The 19496-nt window shown below is 65.1% G+C and carries 14 protein-coding genes; 13 read left to right on the plus strand and 1 reads right to left on the minus strand.

The window, feature by feature from the left end:
• Nucleotides 1–264 precede the first annotated feature (264 nt).
• The 4 genes from coxB to WDB71_RS00545 are packed head-to-tail and all read left to right on the plus strand — an operon-like array spanning nucleotide 265 to nucleotide 4466.
• Nucleotides 265–1431, plus strand: a complete 1167-nt coding sequence (gene coxB, locus WDB71_RS00530) for a cytochrome c oxidase subunit II (RefSeq protein WP_341502712.1) — start codon at nucleotides 265–267, stop codon at nucleotides 1429–1431.
• A gap of 10 nt (nucleotides 1432–1441) precedes the next feature.
• A complete protein-coding gene (gene ctaD, locus WDB71_RS00535; protein ID WP_341502713.1) occupies nucleotides 1442–3055 on the plus strand; it encodes a cytochrome c oxidase subunit I in 1614 nt (537 codons plus the stop codon).
• A complete protein-coding gene (locus WDB71_RS00540) occupies nucleotides 3055–3600 on the plus strand; it encodes a cytochrome c oxidase assembly protein (RefSeq protein ID WP_341502714.1) in 546 nt (181 codons plus the stop codon). The genes ctaD and WDB71_RS00540 overlap by 1 nt, the downstream gene beginning before the upstream one ends.
• Nucleotides 3597–4466: a cytochrome c oxidase subunit 3 gene (locus WDB71_RS00545; protein WP_341502715.1), complete on the plus strand. Its 870-nt coding sequence runs from the start codon at nucleotides 3597–3599 to the stop codon at nucleotides 4464–4466. Before WDB71_RS00540 ends, WDB71_RS00545 begins: the two co-directional genes overlap by 4 nt.
• Here the strand turns inward: WDB71_RS00545 and WDB71_RS00550 are convergent.
• Nucleotides 4463–4669 (minus strand): DUF2909 domain-containing protein, encoded by a 207-nt coding sequence (locus WDB71_RS00550; RefSeq protein ID WP_341502716.1) that lies wholly within the window; start codon nucleotides 4667–4669, stop codon nucleotides 4463–4465. The two genes, WDB71_RS00545 and WDB71_RS00550, sit on opposite strands and share 4 nt — an antisense overlap.
• Nucleotides 4670–4685: 16 nt before the next feature.
• On the opposite strand from WDB71_RS00550, the gene WDB71_RS00555 reads away from it, so the two are divergent.
• From WDB71_RS00555 to WDB71_RS00595, 9 genes are all read left to right on the plus strand, one after another.
• Complete coding sequence (locus WDB71_RS00555) at nucleotides 4686–5363, plus strand: SURF1 family protein (RefSeq protein WP_341502717.1); 678 nt, start codon at nucleotides 4686–4688, stop codon at nucleotides 5361–5363.
• The gene (locus WDB71_RS00560; protein ID WP_341502718.1) at nucleotides 5360–5875 is read left to right on the plus strand and encodes a hypothetical protein; all 516 of its coding nucleotides are present in this window, start codon (nucleotides 5360–5362) and stop codon (nucleotides 5873–5875) included. Before WDB71_RS00555 ends, WDB71_RS00560 begins: the two co-directional genes overlap by 4 nt.
• Before the next feature lie 5 nt (nucleotides 5876–5880).
• Nucleotides 5881–6858 (plus strand): COX15/CtaA family protein, encoded by a 978-nt coding sequence (locus tag WDB71_RS00565; RefSeq protein ID WP_341502719.1) that lies wholly within the window; start codon nucleotides 5881–5883, stop codon nucleotides 6856–6858.
• A 10-nt stretch (nucleotides 6859–6868) separates the two neighbouring features.
• Nucleotides 6869–7765 carry a heme o synthase gene (gene cyoE, locus WDB71_RS00570; RefSeq protein WP_341502720.1) on the plus strand — a complete coding sequence of 299 codons (897 nt, stop codon included), beginning with the start codon at nucleotides 6869–6871 and terminating at the stop codon, nucleotides 7763–7765.
• Nucleotides 7762–8370 carry an SCO family protein gene (locus tag WDB71_RS00575; RefSeq protein ID WP_341502721.1) on the plus strand — a complete coding sequence of 203 codons (609 nt, stop codon included), beginning with the start codon at nucleotides 7762–7764 and terminating at the stop codon, nucleotides 8368–8370. The genes cyoE and WDB71_RS00575 overlap by 4 nt, the downstream gene beginning before the upstream one ends.
• 603 nt (nucleotides 8371–8973) lie before the next feature.
• Nucleotides 8974–12417, plus strand: coding sequence for a hybrid sensor histidine kinase/response regulator (locus WDB71_RS00580; RefSeq protein WP_341502722.1), 3444 nt, complete (start codon nucleotides 8974–8976; stop codon nucleotides 12415–12417).
• The gene (locus WDB71_RS00585; RefSeq protein ID WP_341502723.1) at nucleotides 12414–13046 is read left to right on the plus strand and encodes a response regulator transcription factor; all 633 of its coding nucleotides are present in this window, start codon (nucleotides 12414–12416) and stop codon (nucleotides 13044–13046) included. The genes WDB71_RS00580 and WDB71_RS00585 overlap by 4 nt, the downstream gene beginning before the upstream one ends.
• A gap of 127 nt (nucleotides 13047–13173) precedes the next feature.
• A complete protein-coding gene (locus WDB71_RS00590) occupies nucleotides 13174–15624 on the plus strand; it encodes a hypothetical protein (RefSeq protein ID WP_341502724.1) in 2451 nt (816 codons plus the stop codon).
• 8 nt (nucleotides 15625–15632) lie between these two features.
• Entirely contained in the window at nucleotides 15633–19484 is a 3852-nt protein-coding gene (locus tag WDB71_RS00595) for a S8 family serine peptidase (RefSeq protein ID WP_341502725.1), read from the plus strand.
• The last annotated feature ends 12 nt before the right edge of the window (nucleotides 19485–19496 follow it).

Consider the following 19496-nt stretch of genomic DNA (forward strand, 5'->3'; position numbering starts at 1 on the left):
CCTTTCCCTGCCTAACTTCCCGCCTCATATCGCTTTTTCCTGCTGGACTGGCGAAAAGAAATCCGATAAGTGTAAATAGAACGTTAATAAAACCGGTGCCGATAAAAACCAGGCACCAGGGTTGACGAGTAGACATAGCGTCTGTCGTCCAAGTCTTGAAGCCTTGTTGACCCGCTTGTGGGGAGAGCTTTCATAGAGCTTGGCAGTACTGTGCAGGCTCTTCTCTTGAAATTTGCAGTCGCAAATGGACAGAGGAGAAGTCACGTGAGCAGGAGAAGTACGCTGTCCAACCGGCGCTGGCGCGCCGGTGGCATCCTGGGGGTATTGTCGGCCATGGCCGCCCCCCTGGCCTCGGCCATGCCCCTGAACATGACCAGGGGGGTGACCGAGTTCAGTCGTGAGGTCCACGACCTTCACATGATCATTTTCTGGATCTGCTGCATCATCGGCGTGCTGGTATTCGGCGTCATGTTCTATGCGCTGATCCGCCACCGCAAATCCAAGGGGGCCAAGCCGGCCGACTTCCACGAATCCACCAAGGTGGAGATCGTCTGGACCCTGATCCCCTTCGCCATCCTCATCGGCATGGCCATTCCCGCCACCCAGGCCCTGGTCAACAGTGACGACGACGGCTCCAAGCCCGCCGATCTCACGGTGCAGGTCACCGGCTCCCAGTGGAAATGGCACTACAAGTACCTGGGCACGGACGTGGAGTACTACTCGTTGCTGGCCACGCCCAGGGATCAGATCGCCGGCAAGCTGAACAAGGGCGACAACTACCTGCTGGAGGTGGACAGGCCCCTGGTGCTGCCCACCGATCGCAACGTGCGCTTCGTGATCACCTCGGAAGACGTCATCCACTCCTGGTGGGTGCCGGCCTTCGCCGTCAAGAAGGACGCCAACCCCGGCTTCATCAACCAGGTCCAGACCCGCATCGATGAGCCCGGCATCTACCGCGGCCAGTGCGCCGAGCTGTGCGGCAAGGACCACGGCTTCATGCCGGTGGTGGTGATCGCCAAGGCCCCGAACGAGTTCGACGCCTGGCTGGAAGGTGAGCAGCAGAAGGTGGCCCTGGCCAAGGCCGAGGAAGAAAAACTGCTGGCCATGAACATGGGCTTCGACGAGCTGATGGCCGAGGGCGAAAAGGTCTACCAGACCTACTGCGCCGCCTGCCACCAGCCCAACGGCGAGGGCCTGCCCGGGGTCTTCCCCGGCCTCAAGGGCAGCGCCATCGCCCTGGGTGAGGTCAACGCCCATATCGACATCGTCGTCAACGGCAAGGCAGGCACCGCCATGCAGGCCTTCGGCAAGCAGCTGACCCTGGCCCAGCAGGCCGCCGTCATCACCTACGAGCGTAACGCCTGGGGCAATGACACCGGCGATGCGGTGCAGCCGTCCGATATCCACAACTTCCTCAATGGCGCTCAATAAGGAGACCGACATGCACGCAACACGTGAAATCGATGCCGCTCCGGACATGGGCGTCGAACAGCACCACGACCATGCCCATCACGGCCCGGCCAGCGGCCTGATGCGCTGGGTCACCACCACCAACCACAAGGACATCGGCACCCTCTACCTGTGGTTCGCCTTCATCATGTTCCTGGTGGGTGGCGCCATGGCCATGGTGATCCGCGCCGAGCTGTTCCAGCCCGGCCTGCAGCTGGTGGATCCCCACTTCTTCAACCAGATGACCACGGTGCACGGCCTGATCATGGTGTTCGGCGCCGTGATGCCGGCCTTCACCGGCCTGGCCAACTGGCTGGTGCCCATGATGATCGGCGCCCCGGACATGGCGCTGCCGCGCATGAACAACTGGAGCTTCTGGATCCTGCCTTTTGCCTTCCTGATCCTGCTGTCCAGCCTGTTCATGGAGGGGGGCGGCCCGGCCTTCGGCTGGACCTTCTACGCGCCCCTGTCCACCACCTACTCGGGTGACTCCACGGCGCTGTTCGTGTTCTCGGTGCACATCATGGGCATGAGCTCCATCATGGGCGCCATCAACGTCATAGTGACCATCTTCAACCTCCGTGCCCCCGGCATGACCATGATGAAGATGCCGCTGTTCGTGTGGACCTGGCTGATCACCGCCTTCCTGCTCATCGCCGTGATGCCGGTGCTGGCCGGGGCCGTGACCATGGTGCTCACCGACAAGTTCTTCGGCACCGACTTCTTCAACGCCGCCGGCGGCGGCGATCCGGTGCTGTTCCAGCACATCTTCTGGTTCTTCGGGCACCCGGAGGTGTACATCATGATACTGCCGAGCTTCGGCATCATCAGCGCCATACTGCCCACCTTCGCCCGCAAGAAGCTGTTCGGCTACTCGTCCATGGTCTACGCCACGGCCAGCATCGCCGGCCTCAGCTTCATCGTCTGGGCCCACCACATGTTCACCACCGGCATGCCGCTGTTCGGCGAGCTGTTCTTCATGTACTGCACCATGCTGATCGCGGTGCCGACCGGGGTGAAGGTGTTCAACTGGGTGGCCACGTTGTGGCGGGGCTCCATCACCTTCGAGGTGCCCATGCTGTTCGCCCTGGCCTTCCTGGTGCTGTTCACCATCGGCGGCTTCTCGGGGCTGATGCTGGCCATCACCCCGGCGGACTTCCAGTACCACGACACCTATTTCGTGGTGGCCCACTTCCACTACGTGCTGGTGACCGGCGCCATCTTCTCGATCATGGCCGCCGCCTACTACTGGCTGCCGAAGTGGACGGGGCACATGTTCGACGAGGGCCTGGCCAAGCTGCACTTCTGGTGCTCGCTGATCTCGGTGAACCTGCTGTTCTTCCCCATGCACTTCCTGGGGCTGGCCGGCATGCCGAGGCGGATCCCCGACTACGCGCTGCAGTTCGCCGACGTCAACAAGCTGGTGTCCATCGGCGGCTTCGCCTTCGGCCTCAGCCAGCTGATCTTCCTGGCGGTGGTGATCAAGTGCATCCGTGGCGGCGAAAAGGCCCCGGCCAAGCCCTGGGAAGGGGCCGAGGGCCTGGAGTGGACCCTGCCCAGCCCGGCGCCCTACCACACCTTTGAAACGCCGCCCGAGGTGAAGTGATGAACGACCGGCAGCCGGACAACAACAAGCTGGTCAGGCGCCTGATCATCATAGTGGTGCTGATGTTCGGCTTCGGTTTCGCCCTGGTGCCCCTCTACGACGTGTTCTGCGAGGTCACCGGCATCAACGGCAAGACCGGCGGCAAGGTCGAGGCGCCGGTGGCAGGCCGGGTGGACCAGAGCCGCACCGTCACCGTGGAGTTCGTCACCTACATCAGCGGCGGCATGCCTTGGGAGTTCAGGCCGGTCATAGAGCGCATCCAGGTCCACCCCGGCGAACGCCGCCAGGTGGCCTTCTATGCCCGCAACAGGGCCCGCCAGGACATCGTCGGCCAGGCGATCCCCTCGGTGGCCCCCGGCCTGGGCGCCAAGTATTTCCACAAGATCGAGTGCTTCTGTTTCAACCGGCAGCCGCTGGCGGCCGGTGAAGAAACCGAGATGGGCCTGGTGTTCTATATCGACCCGGAAATTCCCGACAACATCCAGACCCTCACGCTCTCCTACACCCTCTACAACCTGAGCGGTAACAGCGAGGCAGAATCATGAACGAACGTTATTACGTCCCGGCCAGCTCCATCTGGCCCATCGTCGGCGCCCTCGGGCTCTTCCTGATCGCCTTCGGCGCCGGCAAGTACGTGCCCGAGGTCACCAGCGGCGAGCCCGGCTACGGCGGCTGGATCCTCTTTGCCGGCCTGATGGTCATCATCTTCATGTGCTTCGGCTGGTTCGGCACCGTCATCAACGAGTCCATGAAGGGGCTCTACTCGGCCCAGATGGAACGCTCCTTCCGCCAGGGCATGAGCTGGTTCATCTTCTCCGAGGTGATGTTCTTCGGCGCCTTCTTCGGGGCCCTGTTCTACGCCCGCATCTTCGCGGTGCCCTGGCTGGGCGGCGACTCCAACAACATCTTCACCAACGAGCTGCTGTGGCCGGACTTCGCCGGCACCTGGCCTGTGACCACCACCCCCGGCGGCGCCGAGACCCAGGCCATGCCCTGGCAGGGCCTGCCCCTGTACAACACCCTGATCCTGCTGGCGTCGTCGGTGACGGTACACCTGGCCCACGTGGCCCTGGAGAAGAACAAGCGCCAGCAGATCGTCGCCTGGCTGGGTCTGACCATAGTGCTGGGCGCCACCTTCCTCTACTTCCAGGGCGAGGAATACATCCACGCCTACCAGGAGATGGACCTGCGCCTGGATGCCGGCATCTACGGCAACACCTTCTTCATGCTGACCGGTTTCCACGGTCTGCACGTCACCCTGGGCACCCTGATGCTGATCATCATGTGGCTCAGGGTACTCAAGGGCCACTTCAGGCCAGACGACCACTTCGGCTTCATGGCGGCCAGCTGGTACTGGCACTTCGTGGATGTGGTCTGGCTGTGCCTGTTCGTGTTCGTGTACGTGCTCTAGTAGGGGCGGGGATTGGGGGTGATGAGGCCGGTGGCGAGCAGGATGATGATGATCACCAGCACCAGCGCCGACAGCAGCACCCGCCGTCCCAGGAAACGGCTGATGCGGCCCTGTTCGCCCTGGCGGTTCATGACCAGCAGGGCCCGGAACAGGGTGAAGATGATGTAGCCCAGCAGGGCGACGATGAGCAGTTTGATGATCATGAGGGTGAAGTTGGTTGTGCCTTATCTGGTTACTCTGAGCCTGCTGGGGCTCTTTGGCAAGCTGGCCTGGTGGCAATGGCACAAGGCCGAGGCCAAGGAGCAGCGCCTGGCCCGGCTCACGGCCCTGGCCGAGCAGGGCCCGAAGCCCCTGGCCGAGCTGCTGGCCGAAGGCGGTGAGCTGCAGGACGCCCAGGCCAGGGTCGAGGGCCGCTGGCTGCCCCGGGCCATCCTCTGGGACAACCGCACCCTGGACCGGCGAGTGGGCTACGACCTGCTGCAGCCGGTAGAGACCAATGCCGGCATAGTGCTGGTCAACCGCGGCTGGCTGCCGGCCCCGGCCCGGCGCAGCCAGCTGCCCGAGCTGCCCCTGGCCAGGGGCCAGGTGGTGCTCAGCGGCCGCCTGGTGCGGCCCGAGGCCAGCCTGCGCCTGGCCGAGCTGCCGCCGGAGCGCATTGACGGCGCCCTGCGGGTGCAGTGGCCGCTGCCCGGTCCCATCGCCCAGGCCCTGGATCTCGAGCTGCTGCCGGTGGTGCTGGCCCCAAGCGAGTCCACCGATAACCTCAGGCCCCACTGGGCGCCCCTGACCATGTCACCCCAAAAGCACCGGGGCTATGCGCTGCAATGGGCCACCATGGCCCTGGCGCTCGCTATTGCCTTCCTGTATTGGCGGTCCAAGCAAAGGAAAACACCATGACCAAACCCCAACGCCTGCTGCTGTTGTTCCTGGCCCTGTTCCTGTTGCCCCTGGTGCTGGCCCGGCTGGCCTTCCACCAGGGCTGGCTGCAGGGCGGCGCCACGGTCAACAAGGGCCAGCTGATCAATCCGCCCCTGGCGGCGGCCACATTGTTCGAGGACGACGGCAAGTGGCGGCTGATCTATGTGCAGCCGGCCCAGTGCGACGCCGCCTGTGAACAGAGCCTGTTCATCCTGGGCCAGACCCACCTGGCCCTTGGCAAGGAGCTGGACAGGGTCCAGCCCCTGGTGCTGGGCGCCGGCAACGTGGATCCGGCCGACCATGCCGGCCTGGTGTTCCGCCCCGTCGCCGAGGTGGCCCCCCTGGCCCCGGGCAGGCTGTTCCTGGCCGACCCCCGCGGCTTCGTGATGCTGAGCTACCAGCCGGTGGCCGAGCGCCAGGCGGCCCTTGCCCTGGGCAAGGACATGCTCAGCGACCTCAAGAAACTCCTGAAACTGTCCCAGATAGGTTGATAACAATGAGAAGACTTGCCTATTGCGGCGTGCTGCTGGCCTTCCTGGTGGTGGCCCTTGGCGCCTACACCAGGCTCACCGACGCCGGCCTGGGCTGCCCGGACTGGCCGGGCTGCTACGGCCACCTGACGGTGCCCAGTGCCGAACACCATGTGGCCCGGGCCGAGGCCGCCTTCCCGGACCGCCCCGTGGTGGCCCACAAGGCCTGGAACGAGATGATCCACCGCTACTTCGCCGGCAGCCTGGGGCTGCTGGTGCTGGCCCTGGCCGTCATCGCCCTCAGGAAGCGGGCCCGCCAGAGCGGCCTGGCGCTGCTGCTGCTGGCGCTGATCATCTTCCAGGCGCTGCTGGGCATGTGGACGGTGACCCTGAACCTCAAGCCGGTGGTGGTGATGGGCCACCTGCTGGGCGGCTTTGCCACCCTGTCGCTGTTGTGGCTGCTGGGCCTGCGCCTGTCCGGCTGGCGGCTGCCCGGCGGCGAGATGGCGCTCAGGCGCTACAAGCCCTTCGCCATGGCGGCGCTGGCGGTGCTGCTGGTGCAGATCGCCCTGGGCGGCTGGACCTCCAGCAACTATGCGGCCCTGGTCTGCACCCAGCTGCCGGTGTGCGAGGGCGACTGGTGGGCCCGGCTGCACCCAGGCGATGCCTTCAACCTGCTGTCGCCGCCGGCGGACAACTACGAATTCGGCGTGCTGGGCTACGAGGCCCGCATGACCATACATGTCAGCCACCGCATCTGGGCCCTGATCACCGCCGCCGTACTGGCGCTGCTGGGCTGGACCCTGTTCAAGCGGGCCCAGAGCCGGGCCTTTCGCAAGCTGGCCATGCTGATGCTGGTGCTGCTGCTGGTGCAGCTGGGCCTGGGCGTGGCCAACGTGGTGCTGAGCCTGCCGCTGGTGGTGGCGGTGGCCCACAACCTGGTGGCGGCCATGCTGCTGCTGAGCCTGGTGACGATCAACTACGGACTTTGGCGCAAGGCCTGAGGAGGCACAGATGGCAAGGACGGTCGCGATACCCCACAGGGCCCTGCCGGCCTGGAAGGATTACCTGGAGCTGACCAAGCCCAGGGTGGTGCTGCTGTTACTGCTCACCGCCCTGGTGGGCATGGTGCTGGCAAGCCCAACCTGGCCCGATGCCTGGCTGCTGCTCAACGGCCTCAGCGGTATCGGCCTGGTGTCGGCGGCGGCCGCCGCCATCAACCATGTGTTGGACAGGCGCATCGACGAGCAGATGGCCCGCACCTACCACAGGCCGGTGGCCCGGGGCCGGGTGTCCGGGCCCAGGGCCCTGGCCTTCGCCGGCGCCATCGCCGCCGCCGGCATGGCCCAGCTCTACTTCCTGGTCAACCCGCTGACCGCGGCCCTGACCTTTGCCGCCATGCTCGGCTACGCGGTGGTGTACACGGTGTTCTTGAAACGGGCCACGCCCCAGAACATCGTCATCGGCGGCCTGGCCGGGGCGGCGCCGCCGCTGCTGGGCTGGACGGCGGTGACCGGCTCCCTGCACGGCGATGCCTGGCTGCTGGTGATGATCATCTTCACCTGGACCCCGCCCCACTTCTGGGCCCTGGCCATCGCCCGCCGTGACGACTACGCGAAGGCGAACATCCCCATGCTGCCGGTGACCCACGGCATCGACTTCACCAAAACCTGCGTGCTGCTCTACACGGTGCTGCTGCTGGCGGTGGCCGTGCTGCCCTGGCTGACCGGCATGAGCGGCCTCATCTACCTGGTCGGCTCGCTGCTGCTCAACGGCTGGTTCATGGTCCACGCCGCCCGCCTCAAGTGGGGCGGCGACAAGGAGCAGGCCATGAAGACCTTCAAGGTCAGCATCTGGCAGCTGATGGGGCTGTTCCTGGTGCTGCTGCTGGATCACGGGGTGGGCCTGTGAGCCGTTTCCTGTTCATCTTCATGGGGCTGTGCGCCCTGGTGCTGGGCCTGTACAGCGCCCTGCAGATGAAGGAGCCCCATCAGGTGCAGGCGCTCTGGTACGAACAGCCCCGGGCCCTGGCGCCCTTTTCGCTGAGCGACCAGCACGGCCGGGCCTTTGATCTTTCCCGGCTCAAGGGTAAGTGGACCCTTCTGTTCCTGGGCTACACCTCCTGCCCGGACATCTGCCCCACTACCCTGAGCCGGCTGGCGGCCGTCTACCCCAGGCTGGTCGAGGCCGCCGAGGCGCCGGTGCAGGTGGCGCTGGTGACCGCCGATCCGGCCCGGGACACCCAGGCGGTGCTCAGGGAATACGTGGCCTTCTTCAACCCGGGCTTTCTGGCCCTGCGCGGCGAGCATGTGGATCTCTACCCCTTCACCCGCCAGCTGGGGCTGATGTACCAGTTCGACGAGCACGGCGATGTCAGTCATTCCTCGTCCCTGGTGCTGGTCAATCCCGATGGCGCCGTGGAGGCGGTGATCCAGCCGGGGGAGATGGGTGGTTTGCCTGTTGTTGATACCGAGGCGCTGGTGTCGGATTTTGAGGTGATTGCGGCTGGGCGTTGACGTGGGTTCTTGTCTGGGCGACGCCTTCGAGGGCGTTGGTTTCGGACTCGTCGGTTGTTTTTAGTTGGGATCGTGGGTTTGAACTGCGTTCTCCGAGATCCCCTGCGGGGGCGTGACTTTCTTGCTCGCCCAAGAAAGTCACCAAAGAAGGCGGCCCGGCTCGAGTCGTAACCCTCGCTTAGGATGGCTTACCGGCAACCGGCGCTGATTCGCATCCTTGCTCAGCAGCGCCTCCGTCGGCGTCCTGCCTTCGGTTACCTCACGCCCTCCTGCGCTCGGCGACTCTCAACGGGCGAGCTTGGCCGCTGTGCGGCCAATAATCATGGTAGATAGGAAAGTTAACCAATACGGCGCAATGCACTCCGCTTATTGCGCCCTACTCTAGCTGTCACGAGAGTACCGAAGCTCGCGTAGGGCGCAATAGCCGAAGGCGTATTGCGCCGGATTTAATGGCCGCGAAGCGGCCACGCCTGGCCCCATTTTAGCTGGTAAACGCGGGCGCTTGCCTGCGAGTCGGAGGGGGCCGCAGTTCGCCCGGGCGGGCCTTTACATCATTGCCCGTGAAGGGCTTAATCGGTATTACCTGACCTGCCGAGTCTGAACATGGCCTTCGCCCGTTTCCTGCTGCTCTGCTGCCTTGTCCCCCTGGCCTGGGGCCAGAGCCATTACCCCCTGGCCCAGCGGATCAGCAGCGACAATGGCCTGTCCCAAAACGTGGTGCTGGAACTGGCCGAAGACGGTTATGGTCGCCTCTGGGTTGCCACCCAGGACGGCCTTAACCTGCTCAACAACAACGAGTTTCTGGTCTTTCGCGCCGATCAGAAGAAGTACCCCCTGTCCGGTACCCTGGTCACCGATCTTGCCGTGGCCGGCGATACCCTCTGGGCGGCCACGGATGCCGGTATCGACAGCATCGACATTACCACCCTGGAAAGCCGTAGCATCGCCTTGCCCCAGCAAGGCAAACCGGTGACCCACCTGGCTTTCCTGGCCGATAGCCTGTTCTTCCTGATGGACCGCCGCCTGTTCCGGTACAGGCCCGCCAGCGGCCTGGCAGAGCCCATGCCGGTGCCGGAAGGTTTCGGGAGGGTCTTAAATATCGGCCGTTACGACGACGAACGGCTGTTGCTGCTGGGAGAGGATCGCCTGGGTTTGATTGGGGCAGAGGACGGCCAGTGGCAGCCGCTGGCTTTGCCGCTGCCTAAAAGAGCCATCAAGGCCGTGGCGGTGGCCGCAGGCCAGATCTGGTTCAGCGTAAGGGACCAGGGCCTCTTTGCCTGCCGGGCCGAAAGCGGTGCCTGCAGGCGATACGACAAGGCCTCGGGGAGCCTGGCAAGCAACAACATCGCCCATATCCACCACAGCGACGGTACCCTCTACCTGGCCACGGACAACGGCATAGGCCTGCTGGATCTGGACAGCGACAAGCTGGACTGGCTTTATCCCCATAGCCGCCACAATGCCTACCAGGCGTCCCAGATCGCGCGCCGGGTCCTGGTCAGCCGGGACGGTGAGATCCATATAGGTTCTCACAACGGCCTGTACCGGGTTCCGGCGAGCTATGCCAAGGTCCAGGCATTCAATGTCGGCGCCGGCGGTTTCCCGGATACCATGATCGACCTGGACACCATCAGGCTGGATGGCAGGGACAGACTGGCCGTCCTGGAGCCTGGCCTGTTGTCGCTCTGGACGCTGGATGACGGCCGGCTCCAGGCCTTCAGCTCCTTCGCTTACCCGCCCGAGCTGGAGCCCACTGAACTGCTGGTGGACGGCGACAGCCTCTACCTGGCCACGCTGACCAGGGGCACATTCATGCTGGACCCGGAAAGCGGCCAGATCCGCCCCCTTGACGAGCGTTTTCCTGGCCTGGGAACGGGGCATCTATTCAACATGGACAGCCCGGCAGCCGACATCCGCATCTTCCACCTGGAGAACGCCATGAAGGTGTACGGGCTGCGCCAGGGGCAATGGCAACCCCTGTGGCAGCACAGCTTCGCCACCTTTTCGGCCCGGGCCAGCTATTGGCAGGGCCGGCTCTATGTGGCCCTGTATCACCTGGGGCTGATGTCGGCTCCCATGACCACGGACTGGCAGCCACCAGGGGACTGGGTGCAACACCAGGGTCTGGGCATCGCCCTCAATCTCTACGAACAGCAGGACAGGCTCTATGTGCTGACCGCCAACCGGGGCCTGTTCCAGATCCAGGATGGCCAGCCCCATGGCATAACCCGGGTACCCGCCAGCGACGATCTCAACAGCCAGACCCTGCTCTGCGCCCTGGGGGACGATCAGGGCCGGCTGTTGTTGTCCAGCCACAAGGGGCTGGCCATCCTGGATCCGGCCCAGCAGCACCAGGCCAGCCTGACCGGCCTGCAGGGGGTTCATGAGCAGGAGTTTTCCCAATACCGCTGCGGCACCCTGGAGGGCATGCCCTACTTTGCCGGCGAAGGTGGCCTGACCCTGCTCCATGACAGCGCCCTGGAAAGCCAGCGCCCGCCGGCGCCCGTGTGGTCCTACATGGAGGCGGACGGGCAGGTGCACCAGCCGAGCGAGCAGGGAATCCTGGAGCTGGTGTCTCCCGGACTGGTGCGGCTGCACTTCGTGGCGGCACCGTCGCAATTGCCCATGCAGGCCGGCTACAGCTACAGGATCCGCTCCCTGTCGGCGCAATGGACAGAGCTGAAGTCATCGGCAATCACCCTGGTCAACCTGAGGCCGGGTCGTTACCAGGTGGAGCTGCGGATGCAGGACTTTGCCGGCAACCGGGCGCCCCTTGCCCAGGCCAGCCTGGTCATCAGGCCCACCTTCTGGGAGTCGCCGCTGGCCATTGCCGGCTATGTGCTGCTGGCCCTGTTGGTGATAGGCGCCCTGGTCAGTGGCAAGCTCAGGACCAACCAGGCCAGGCTGGCCCTGGCCATGGAAAAGAACCGCCGCCAGCAGGACTATGCCCGGCGCCTGGAGGCCGAGGTGCGGGCCCGTACCGACGAGCTGGAGCTCAAGAAGGAAGAAGCCGTCAACGCCAACAAGGCCAAGACCCGTTTCATCGCGGCGGCCAGCCATGATCTCAAGCATCCCATCAACCTGATCCGCCTGCAGTTGCACCAGGAAAACAACGCCGAACTCGACCAGCGCCTGGGCGCCAACCTGGATTTCCTGGAGCAGCTGGTGGCGTCCATCGTCGAATTGTCCAAGCTGGACGCCAAGGTGCTGGTCCCCCAGGAAGAGACCCTGCGCCTGGACCACTTCCTGCGCCAGCTGGCCGCTGATTTCGGGGACTTTGCCCGGCACCGGGGGCTGGAGCTGGCGGTGTCCCTGCCGGAGGGGCTCTGGATCAGGAGCGACGGCCTGCTGCTGAGACGGATCCTGGGCAACATCCTCGACAATGCCATCAAGATCAGCGAACCGGACAGCCGGGTGTCCCTGGAGGCGGCTTGCCAAGGGGAGGGCGTCAAGGTCAGCATCCGGGATCAGGGGCCAGGCATGAGCGAAGACGAGCTGGCCGGCCTGTTCACGCCATTTCGGCGCGGCACCAGCAAGTACCAGGGCTCCGGCCTGGGGCTGTCTGTGGTCAAGGGGATGTCGGATCTGCTTGGTCTCGACCTGGAGGTGAGTTCGCAACCGGGCCTGGGTACCTGCTTCAGCCTGATCCTGCCCCGGGCGGTCGAGCCCGCCCCGGCCGGCACCGCCAAGGCCCTGGTGCTTGCCCTGGTGGAGGACGACCCGGAGCAGCGCCGCCAGCTGGCGGCGCGCCTTGGCGGAAAGGGGCTGGAGGTGCGCTGCTATGCCCATGCCGAAGCGCTGCTGGGGGAGGACGCCAGCTGCGTCGATGCGGTGCTGTCCGACGTGGATCTGGGAACAGAGAGCGACGGCTTTAGCTACCTGGCCGACTATCAACGGCTGCTGGGCGGGCGCGGGCCGGTGATCTACATGTCCGGCAATCCCCAGGCCAGGCACAGGATGCCCAAGGGGTCCGGCCTGTTCTTCCTGTCCAAACCCCTGAAATTGGGTAAGCTGATGTGGATCCTGCATCAAGGTGAGAAGCAATGAAGCCCATGGGCAGCTGCCGTATCTTCGTCGCGGACGACCATCCGCTTTACCTGGACGCCCTGGTTGCCGGGCTGGCCCGGCGTTTTCCCGATGCCTGCCTCACCTCGGCCGACAACTACCTGGACCTCTTCGAAACACTGAGCGACAGCGCCGACGACCTGGACCTGCTGGTGCTGGACCTGTTCATGCCCGGCAGCACCGGCTACAGCGGCCTGTATTTCCTGCGCCGCCACTTTCCCGAACTGCCCATAGTGGTGATCAGCGCCCAGGACGATCTCAGTTCCCGCAACAGATGTCTGGAGCATGGCGCCGCCGCCTTCGTGTCCAAGTCGGCGCCTCCGGAGGAGCTGTTCGATCTGGTCGCCCGCATCCTGGACGGCAGCTACCGGTTCGCACGGCAGCAGGAGCGGGCCGCCGGCTCGCAAGCCTATGAAAGGATCGCCTCCCTGACCCCCAGCCAGTTCAAGGTGCTGCACCTGCTTGCCGCCGGCCACGCCAACAAGGTGATCGCCGACCGGCTGCATATCTCGGAAAAGACCGTCAAGGCCCACGTCACCGCCATCTTCGCCAAGCTCCAGGTCAGCAACCGCACCCGGGCCGCCCTGCTCCTTTCTGAAGATCCCCGCTAATCAACAGCCTGCAAAAGTCCTAGGACTAAAGTCCTAGTAATTTGCGTACAAGGTCCAATGCCCAGCCAGGGCGGCACTCCATATAAAGAACAGGATGCAGCAAAACTGTTAATGGAGTGTCATCAAAATGACCCAGAAAACCTATACCGCCCTGGCGGTTGCCGTGGCCCTTGGGGCCATGGCGCCGGCCTGGGGCCAATGGCCCAGCGAACCGGCCACGGCGCCCATCCAGGTCACCGGCAATGGCAACTCGCCGCTGGTCGTCGCCGATCACCAGGGGGGCGCCTATGTCAGCTTCCGTAACGGTGGCTACAACTCCTTCACCGACAGCGGCGGCTTCGATATCTTCCTGCAGCACTATGATGCCCAGGGCAACCAAAGCTGGCCCGAGCCCGTGCTGCTGTTCGATACCTTCAAGAGATTCGCTTCGAGCTATGACACAGTGGTGGACGAAGAGGGCAATGCCTATGTCGCCAACGACATCTATCCCGCCAACAACCCAAGTGAGCAGAGCACCGTCCAGGTGGCCAAGGTCAACAAGGACGGCAGCCTGGCCTGGGAGAGCCCCCTCAACCTGACCCCAGGGGCCGATCTGCAGGTCAACGGCCTGGGCCTGGACATGGCCGCCAAGGGCGAGCACATAGTGGTGACCTGGGCCAAGGGCCACACGGGCCTGACCGTGGACGGCTTTAGCGGCATCGCCTGCCTGGACAAGGACGGCAAGCTCCTGTGGAGCCAGGACGTGCAGCTGGATGGCCGCTATACCTATGCCACCAAGCCCGTGGTCACGGACGACGCCGTGTTGGTGCTGCTGGAAGTGGGCAAGGAGCCCGGCACCACCCAGTCCCACTACCAGGTACAGAAATACGCCCTGGCCGACGGCAAGCCGTTATGGCCGGCGCCGGTGGCCATCACCTCGGGCGACAACCTGCAGCATGCCGTCGATTCCGCCCGCTCAATGGACGTGATGGCGGACGGGGAAGGCGGCATGGTGATCGGCTGGCGTCACCCGACCGGCCCCAACCTGGGGATCCTACTGCTGCAGCACCTGCATGGGGACGGCACCAAGAGCTTCCCGGGCCAGGGCCTGCGCGTCTCCGGCGAGCACCAGGGCAACGGTGCCGCCTCCCTGGCCTACGACGGCGATCAGTATTACTTCACCTGGCTCGCGTACAAGAACGAGCCGGACGAAGAGGGCTTCTTCATTCAGCACGAGGCCATCAAGGCCGTGGCCGTATCCCGGGACGGCAAGTTCACCTGGAACCCGGCCGGCGAGACCGAGCCCGGCTTTGTCCTGCCCTGGAAAGCCCTGTTTCGCAGCGGCCCCGTGGAGGACTGGTTCAGCGGTTACCAGAACCCGGAGTTCATCCTCAACGAGGCCGGCCAGCTGAACCTGACCTATGGCGTCGAAGGCATACCGACCATGTATAGCCTGCAGGCACAGGTTATCGATGCGAATGCCGGCACCCAGGTGGGCGATGTCGTCACCTTCTCCGATGGCAGTATCCAGGTTGGTGGCAGGCTTGGCCTGGGCCGCACCCTGTTCGGCCAGCCGCTGCTGGCCTACACCCAGGGGGGCTTCAATGGCCCCGTCAATCTCCTCAATTTCGACGGCAACGCCAACTCGGGCGTCAGCCAGGACATCCTGGTTGAGAAACCCGGTCCGGTGCTGCTGGCCCCGGGCGAGCAGCAGCGTCTCGAGCTGAAGGTATTGGACAACATCGGCTCGGCCCATGAAGCCGGTGCCGACAGCGGCTCCAGCAAGGTGGACGCCGGTGCGGCCATTGCCGACAAGGTCGTCACCCTGGAGCTGGCCGCCAACGACAGCCTTGCCGACAGCCTGCCCGTGGTCCTGACCGTCCAGGATCTGGATCGGCCAGAGCGCGTTGTCAATGACGTCATCAAGGTTCGCGCTCCCCGTTACCTGTCGCCCAGGATCCAGCCGCTGCAGGCGCACACCCTGGATGAGGGCCAGACCCTGGTGGTCGAAGCCCAGGCGGCGTCACCTCAGGGGAGCGAACTGGTCCTGGACTGGCAACAGACCGCCGGTCCGGCGGTGGCCTTCCGGGCCGAGGGTGCCAGCCTGACCCTGGAGGCCGGCTTCGTGGCCGAAGACACCCAGCTCGAATTCACCCTCAGTGCCGACGATGGCACCCAGGCCGTCAGCCAGGTCCTGGCCGTCAAGGTGGTCAACACCGGCAACCCCGTCATCAGCGGTGACGATGCCCAGGCGGCGCCGGGGGCAACCTTCACCCTGACCCCGGCGATCAGTGGCGCCAAGGCGCCGGTCAGCCTGAGCTGGTCCCAGACCGGGGGCGCCCGTACCGTGTTCACCATGTCGCCGGACGGCACCCTGACCGGCACAGCGCCGCTCACCGAAGGCGAAGTGACCCTGGCGCTGTCCGCGGAAGATGCCAACGGCGAGATCTTCAGCAAGGCATTCCGGCTGACGGTGGCCGAGCCCGTGCAGCCCGACACCGGCAGCGGCGGCGGCAGCTTCGGTTTCGCCACCCTGTTCCTGGGGCTACTGGCCCTGGCCCGCAGAACTTTCGGCACGCCCGTCCAACGCAAGAGTTGAGGTACCCCATGCATAAGAAATCCATCATAGCGCTGGCCGTGGCGGCCGGTTTCGCCGGCTCGGCCCTGGCCGAACAAGGCAGCAAGAGCTTCGGCTGGCAACGCAAGGTCAACAACGTCATCAACGCCGACGTGGAGGTCGCCGCCAATGCCGACGGCCGTAACCGCTACATAGTGCAATTTCTGCAAAAGCCGGCCGCCCTCCAGGCCGTCGAGCTGCTGCAGCAACCCAAGGATGGCGCCGACCTGGGCCTGCAGAGGGCCAAGGCCATGCCGCCGACCCAAATGGTGCGGGCGGCCCTGAAGACCCCGGCCATGAAGGCCTACAGGCATGAGCTGGCCAGGCACAAGACGGTGTTCATGGACGGGGCCCGCCAGGCCCTGGGCCGTGAGCTGCACAGTCGCCTCGACTTCAGCGTGGCCTTCAACGGCATGGTGCTGGATCTCAGCCCGGCCGAAGCGGAGCAGCTGCTGGCCCTGCCCCAGGTGGCCCGGGTGATCAAGGAAGTGCCCCACAAGCTGATGACGGACAACGGCCCCGGCCATATCGGCGCCGGCAACGTCTGGGACGGCAGCGCCACCGGCCTGAGCGCCAAGGGTGAAGGCGTCATCGTGGGTATCTTCGATACCGGCGTCAACACCGACAACAGGGCCTTTGCCGCCACCGGCGATGACGGCTACACCGTCAGTAACCCCTATGGTGCCGGCAACTTCCTGGGCGACTGCGTGAGCGACGCCAGCCTCTGTAACGACAAGCTGATCGGCGTCTACAGCTACCCGGAAATCACCGGCAATTACGACGGCATTCGTCCCGCCAACGGCGAGGACTACAACGGCCACGGCAGCCATACCGCCTCCACCACGGCCGGCAACGTGCTGCACGACGTGCCCGTGCTGTTGCCCGGCTTCCGTGAAGCGGTCAGCGACGGCGTGGAAACGGGCATCATGCTGCCGGAAATGGCCGGCGTGGCCCCCCATGCCAATGTCATCTCCTACCAGGTGTGTGACGCCCAGGCCTGCTATCCCAGCCTGACGGTGAAGTCGGTGGAGCTCGCCATCGAAGACGGCGTGGACGTGATCAACTACTCCATAGGCCCCAGCGCCCTGATACAGCCGGACCCCTGGAACGATCCCTCCTCGGTGGCCTTCCTGTCCGCCCGCGAGGCCGGCATAGTGGTGGCCATGGCCGCCGGCAACTCGGGCCCGGGACCTTCTACCGATGGCAACGTGGCGCCCTGGGGCTTGTCCGTGGGTGCCACCACCCATGAGCGGATCTGGACCCATCAACTGTCCGGAACAGGTGCCCAGGGCGAGGTGCTGGCCCCCATCACCGGTGTGGCCGACGTCTTTACCAGCTTCACCCAACTCAACAACCTGACCGAGAGTGCCCCCATCGTCTATGCCGGCGACTACGAGGACATGGACGGCAACAACCTGGCCCTCTGCGACCAGCGTCTCAGCTTCCGTGATCCCGTGAACAGCGAGTTGAGTGGCAAGGTGGTGATCTGCGACCGGGGCGAGATCCCCCTGGTGGACAAGGTCTCCAACATGTCCAGGGCCGCGGCCGTGGTCATCCGCAATACGGCAAGCTCCAATCAGCAACTGGTGTCGGTGCGCTATCGGCTGCCAACCGTGCTGATCGACCAGCAAGGCGGCGAGACCCTGCTGGACTGGGTCAGGACCACGGACACGCCCATGGTCACCCTGGCCGGCACCGAAGCGCAGTACGATCCGGCCGGGGCCGATGTGATGGCGCCCTTCTCCGGACGCGGCCCCTACGCCGCCGTACCCGAGCTGATGGTGCCCCATATCTCCGCGCCCGGTGTTGACATCTATGCCGCCTATGCCGACGAGATGCCCTTCGTCTCTTCCTTTGCGGCCGCCCCCGCGGATTTCAGCTTCCTCAGCGGCACCTCCATGGCTACCCCCCATGTGGCCGGAGCCGCCGCCCTGCTGCGCCAGCTGCATCCCGACTGGACCCCTGCCGAGATCCAGTCCGCCATGATGCTCACCGCCAACCCGGACGTGATCAAGGAAGACGGCATCAGCCCGGCCGGCTTCTTTGACACCGGCTCCGGCGTGCTGAGGGTCGATATGGCCGCCCAGGCCGGCCTGGTCATGGACGTGCCCGTGGACGACTACAAGGCCGCCGATCCCAACCAGGGCGGCGATCCGACCCTGCTGAACCTGCCCATGCTGAGCGACGGCCAGTGCCCCGGCACCTGTAGCTGGACCCGTACCTTCCGGGCCACCCGGGACGGCAGCTGGTCCCTCCAGCCCATGGGCGCCCTGGACGGTGTCAGCTTGGGCGCCTCTCCCGCCCAGTTCGATATCCAGGCCGGCGAAAGCGTCCAGGTGACCTTCACCGCTTCCCTGGCCTCCCGGGTCGGTGAGGACTGGAGCTTCCAGCGCTTCAACCTGGTCCCCATGGATGGCTCGCCCACCCTGTCCATGCCGGTGGCGCTCAAGCCCATGATCGCGGACATTCCCCTGCTGCTGCGCCAGGATTACTTCTGGAGCCAAGGCGTGCTCACCCTGCCGGGCCTGCGCTTCCGCTACCCCAGCGACGTGGTGCTCAATGCCAAGCCGCTGGAGCGGGCGACCACCCACGAACTGCTGGTTGCCCAGGACAGCGACAACAGCTCCCCCTTCGACGATCTGGCCGACGGCGCCAGCGTCCAGATGCTGGATGTCGCCACTGCCACCGACCTCAGGGTCATAGTGGGTGCCTCGGAAGCCAAGGACGTGGATCTCTTCATCGGCCTGGACAGCAACAACAACGGCCTGCCCGAAGTGGTCGAACTGACCCAGGTCTGCGCCACCGTCGCCAATGTCGGTGAAGGCTGCAGCTTCAATGCCGGTGAGGGACTCTACTGGGTGCTGGTTCACAACTTCGAGGGCAGTGGCGCCGACCAGGACAGGATCCGCCTGGACGTGCTGATGTCCCCCAGCGAGGAGCGCCTGGACACCGTGGCCAGCCTGGACAACCCCAGCGCCGACCCCTACCAGTTTGTGGATGCCTCCCTGGACTGGATAGGTGAGATGGACCAAGGGGTTTACTACGGCGAACTGGAGATCTTCGACCGTACCTCCAGCAGCACCAACAGGGTGCTTGGCAGCACCAGCATGGTGATCAACCGTACCGCTCCCACCACCACGGCCAAGGTGGTTCAGGGTGAACTGGCCCATGGCCAGCGTGCCCGGGTCGAACTGCTGGTGCCGGGCAACCCCACCCCAGACGAGCTGGAATACCGGGTCGAGCTGGACATGGATGCGGGCCTGGCCCTGGTCGAGAGCAGTGGTGTCGAAGGCATGAGCGTCAGCCACAGCGATACCGAACTCAGCATCCGCCTGCCGGCCGGTGCCAAGAGCGGCCTGGTGCAGTTTGACCTGGCCCAACGGGTCCCGGCCTCCGGCGACTTCCAGGTGACCTGGTCCCTGGACAGCGACAAGGCCGGTTTCCAGGCCCAAGGCGGCAGCTTTGCCCTTGGCAACAGCAACCAGGCGCCGACCCTGTCCTTCCCCGCCAGCCTGTCAGCCGACATGGGCACTAGCCTGGAGCTGGATCTTGGCCTGGCCGATGCCGACGGCGACGCTCTCGACTACAGCGTCAGGCAAACCGCCGGTCCCGCCGTCGAGGTGCAGGACAAGGGCAACGGCCTGCTGGTGCTGGACCTGCCCGAGGTGGATGGGGATCGCCGTGCCACCTTCGAGGTCAGTGTCAGCGACGGTGAGTTCACCGAAAGCAGGCAGTTCACCCTGGTCATCAAGCCGCTGTCCGAGCAGGGCGGCAGCGGTGGCGGCTCGCTGGGCTTGGGCCTGGGCCTGCTGGCCCTGATGGGCCTGCGCCGCAGGCGCTAGGTTTCCACTCCC

It is taken from the genome of Gallaecimonas sp. GXIMD4217 (assembly GCF_038087665.1).
Classification (GTDB): domain Bacteria; phylum Pseudomonadota; class Gammaproteobacteria; order Enterobacterales; family Gallaecimonadaceae; genus Gallaecimonas.

Bases quoted from the DNA above. Each gene is read 5' to 3' on its own strand.
- WDB71_RS00560 (WP_341502718.1), top strand. From the start codon at position 5,360: ATGACCAAACCCCAACGCCTGCTGCTGTTGTTCCTGGCCCTGTTCCTG.
- ctaD (WP_341502713.1), top strand. From the start codon at position 1,442: ATGCACGCAACACGTGAAATCGATGCCGCTCCGGACATGGGCGTCGAA.
- WDB71_RS00580 (WP_341502722.1), top strand. From the start codon at position 8,974: ATGGCCTTCGCCCGTTTCCTGCTGCTCTGCTGCCTTGTCCCCCTGGCC.
- WDB71_RS00550 (WP_341502716.1), bottom strand. From the start codon at position 4,669: ATGATCATCAAACTGCTCATCGTCGCCCTGCTGGGCTACATCATCTTC.
- WDB71_RS00590 (WP_341502724.1), top strand. From the start codon at position 13,174: ATGACCCAGAAAACCTATACCGCCCTGGCGGTTGCCGTGGCCCTTGGG.
- WDB71_RS00585 (WP_341502723.1), top strand. From the start codon at position 12,414: ATGAAGCCCATGGGCAGCTGCCGTATCTTCGTCGCGGACGACCATCCG.
- cyoE (WP_341502720.1), top strand. From the start codon at position 6,869: ATGGCAAGGACGGTCGCGATACCCCACAGGGCCCTGCCGGCCTGGAAG.
- WDB71_RS00595 (WP_341502725.1), top strand. From the start codon at position 15,633: ATGCATAAGAAATCCATCATAGCGCTGGCCGTGGCGGCCGGTTTCGCC.
- WDB71_RS00540 (WP_341502714.1), top strand. From the start codon at position 3,055: ATGAACGACCGGCAGCCGGACAACAACAAGCTGGTCAGGCGCCTGATC.
- WDB71_RS00565 (WP_341502719.1), top strand. From the start codon at position 5,881: ATGAGAAGACTTGCCTATTGCGGCGTGCTGCTGGCCTTCCTGGTGGTG.
- WDB71_RS00545 (WP_341502715.1), top strand. From the start codon at position 3,597: ATGAACGAACGTTATTACGTCCCGGCCAGCTCCATCTGGCCCATCGTC.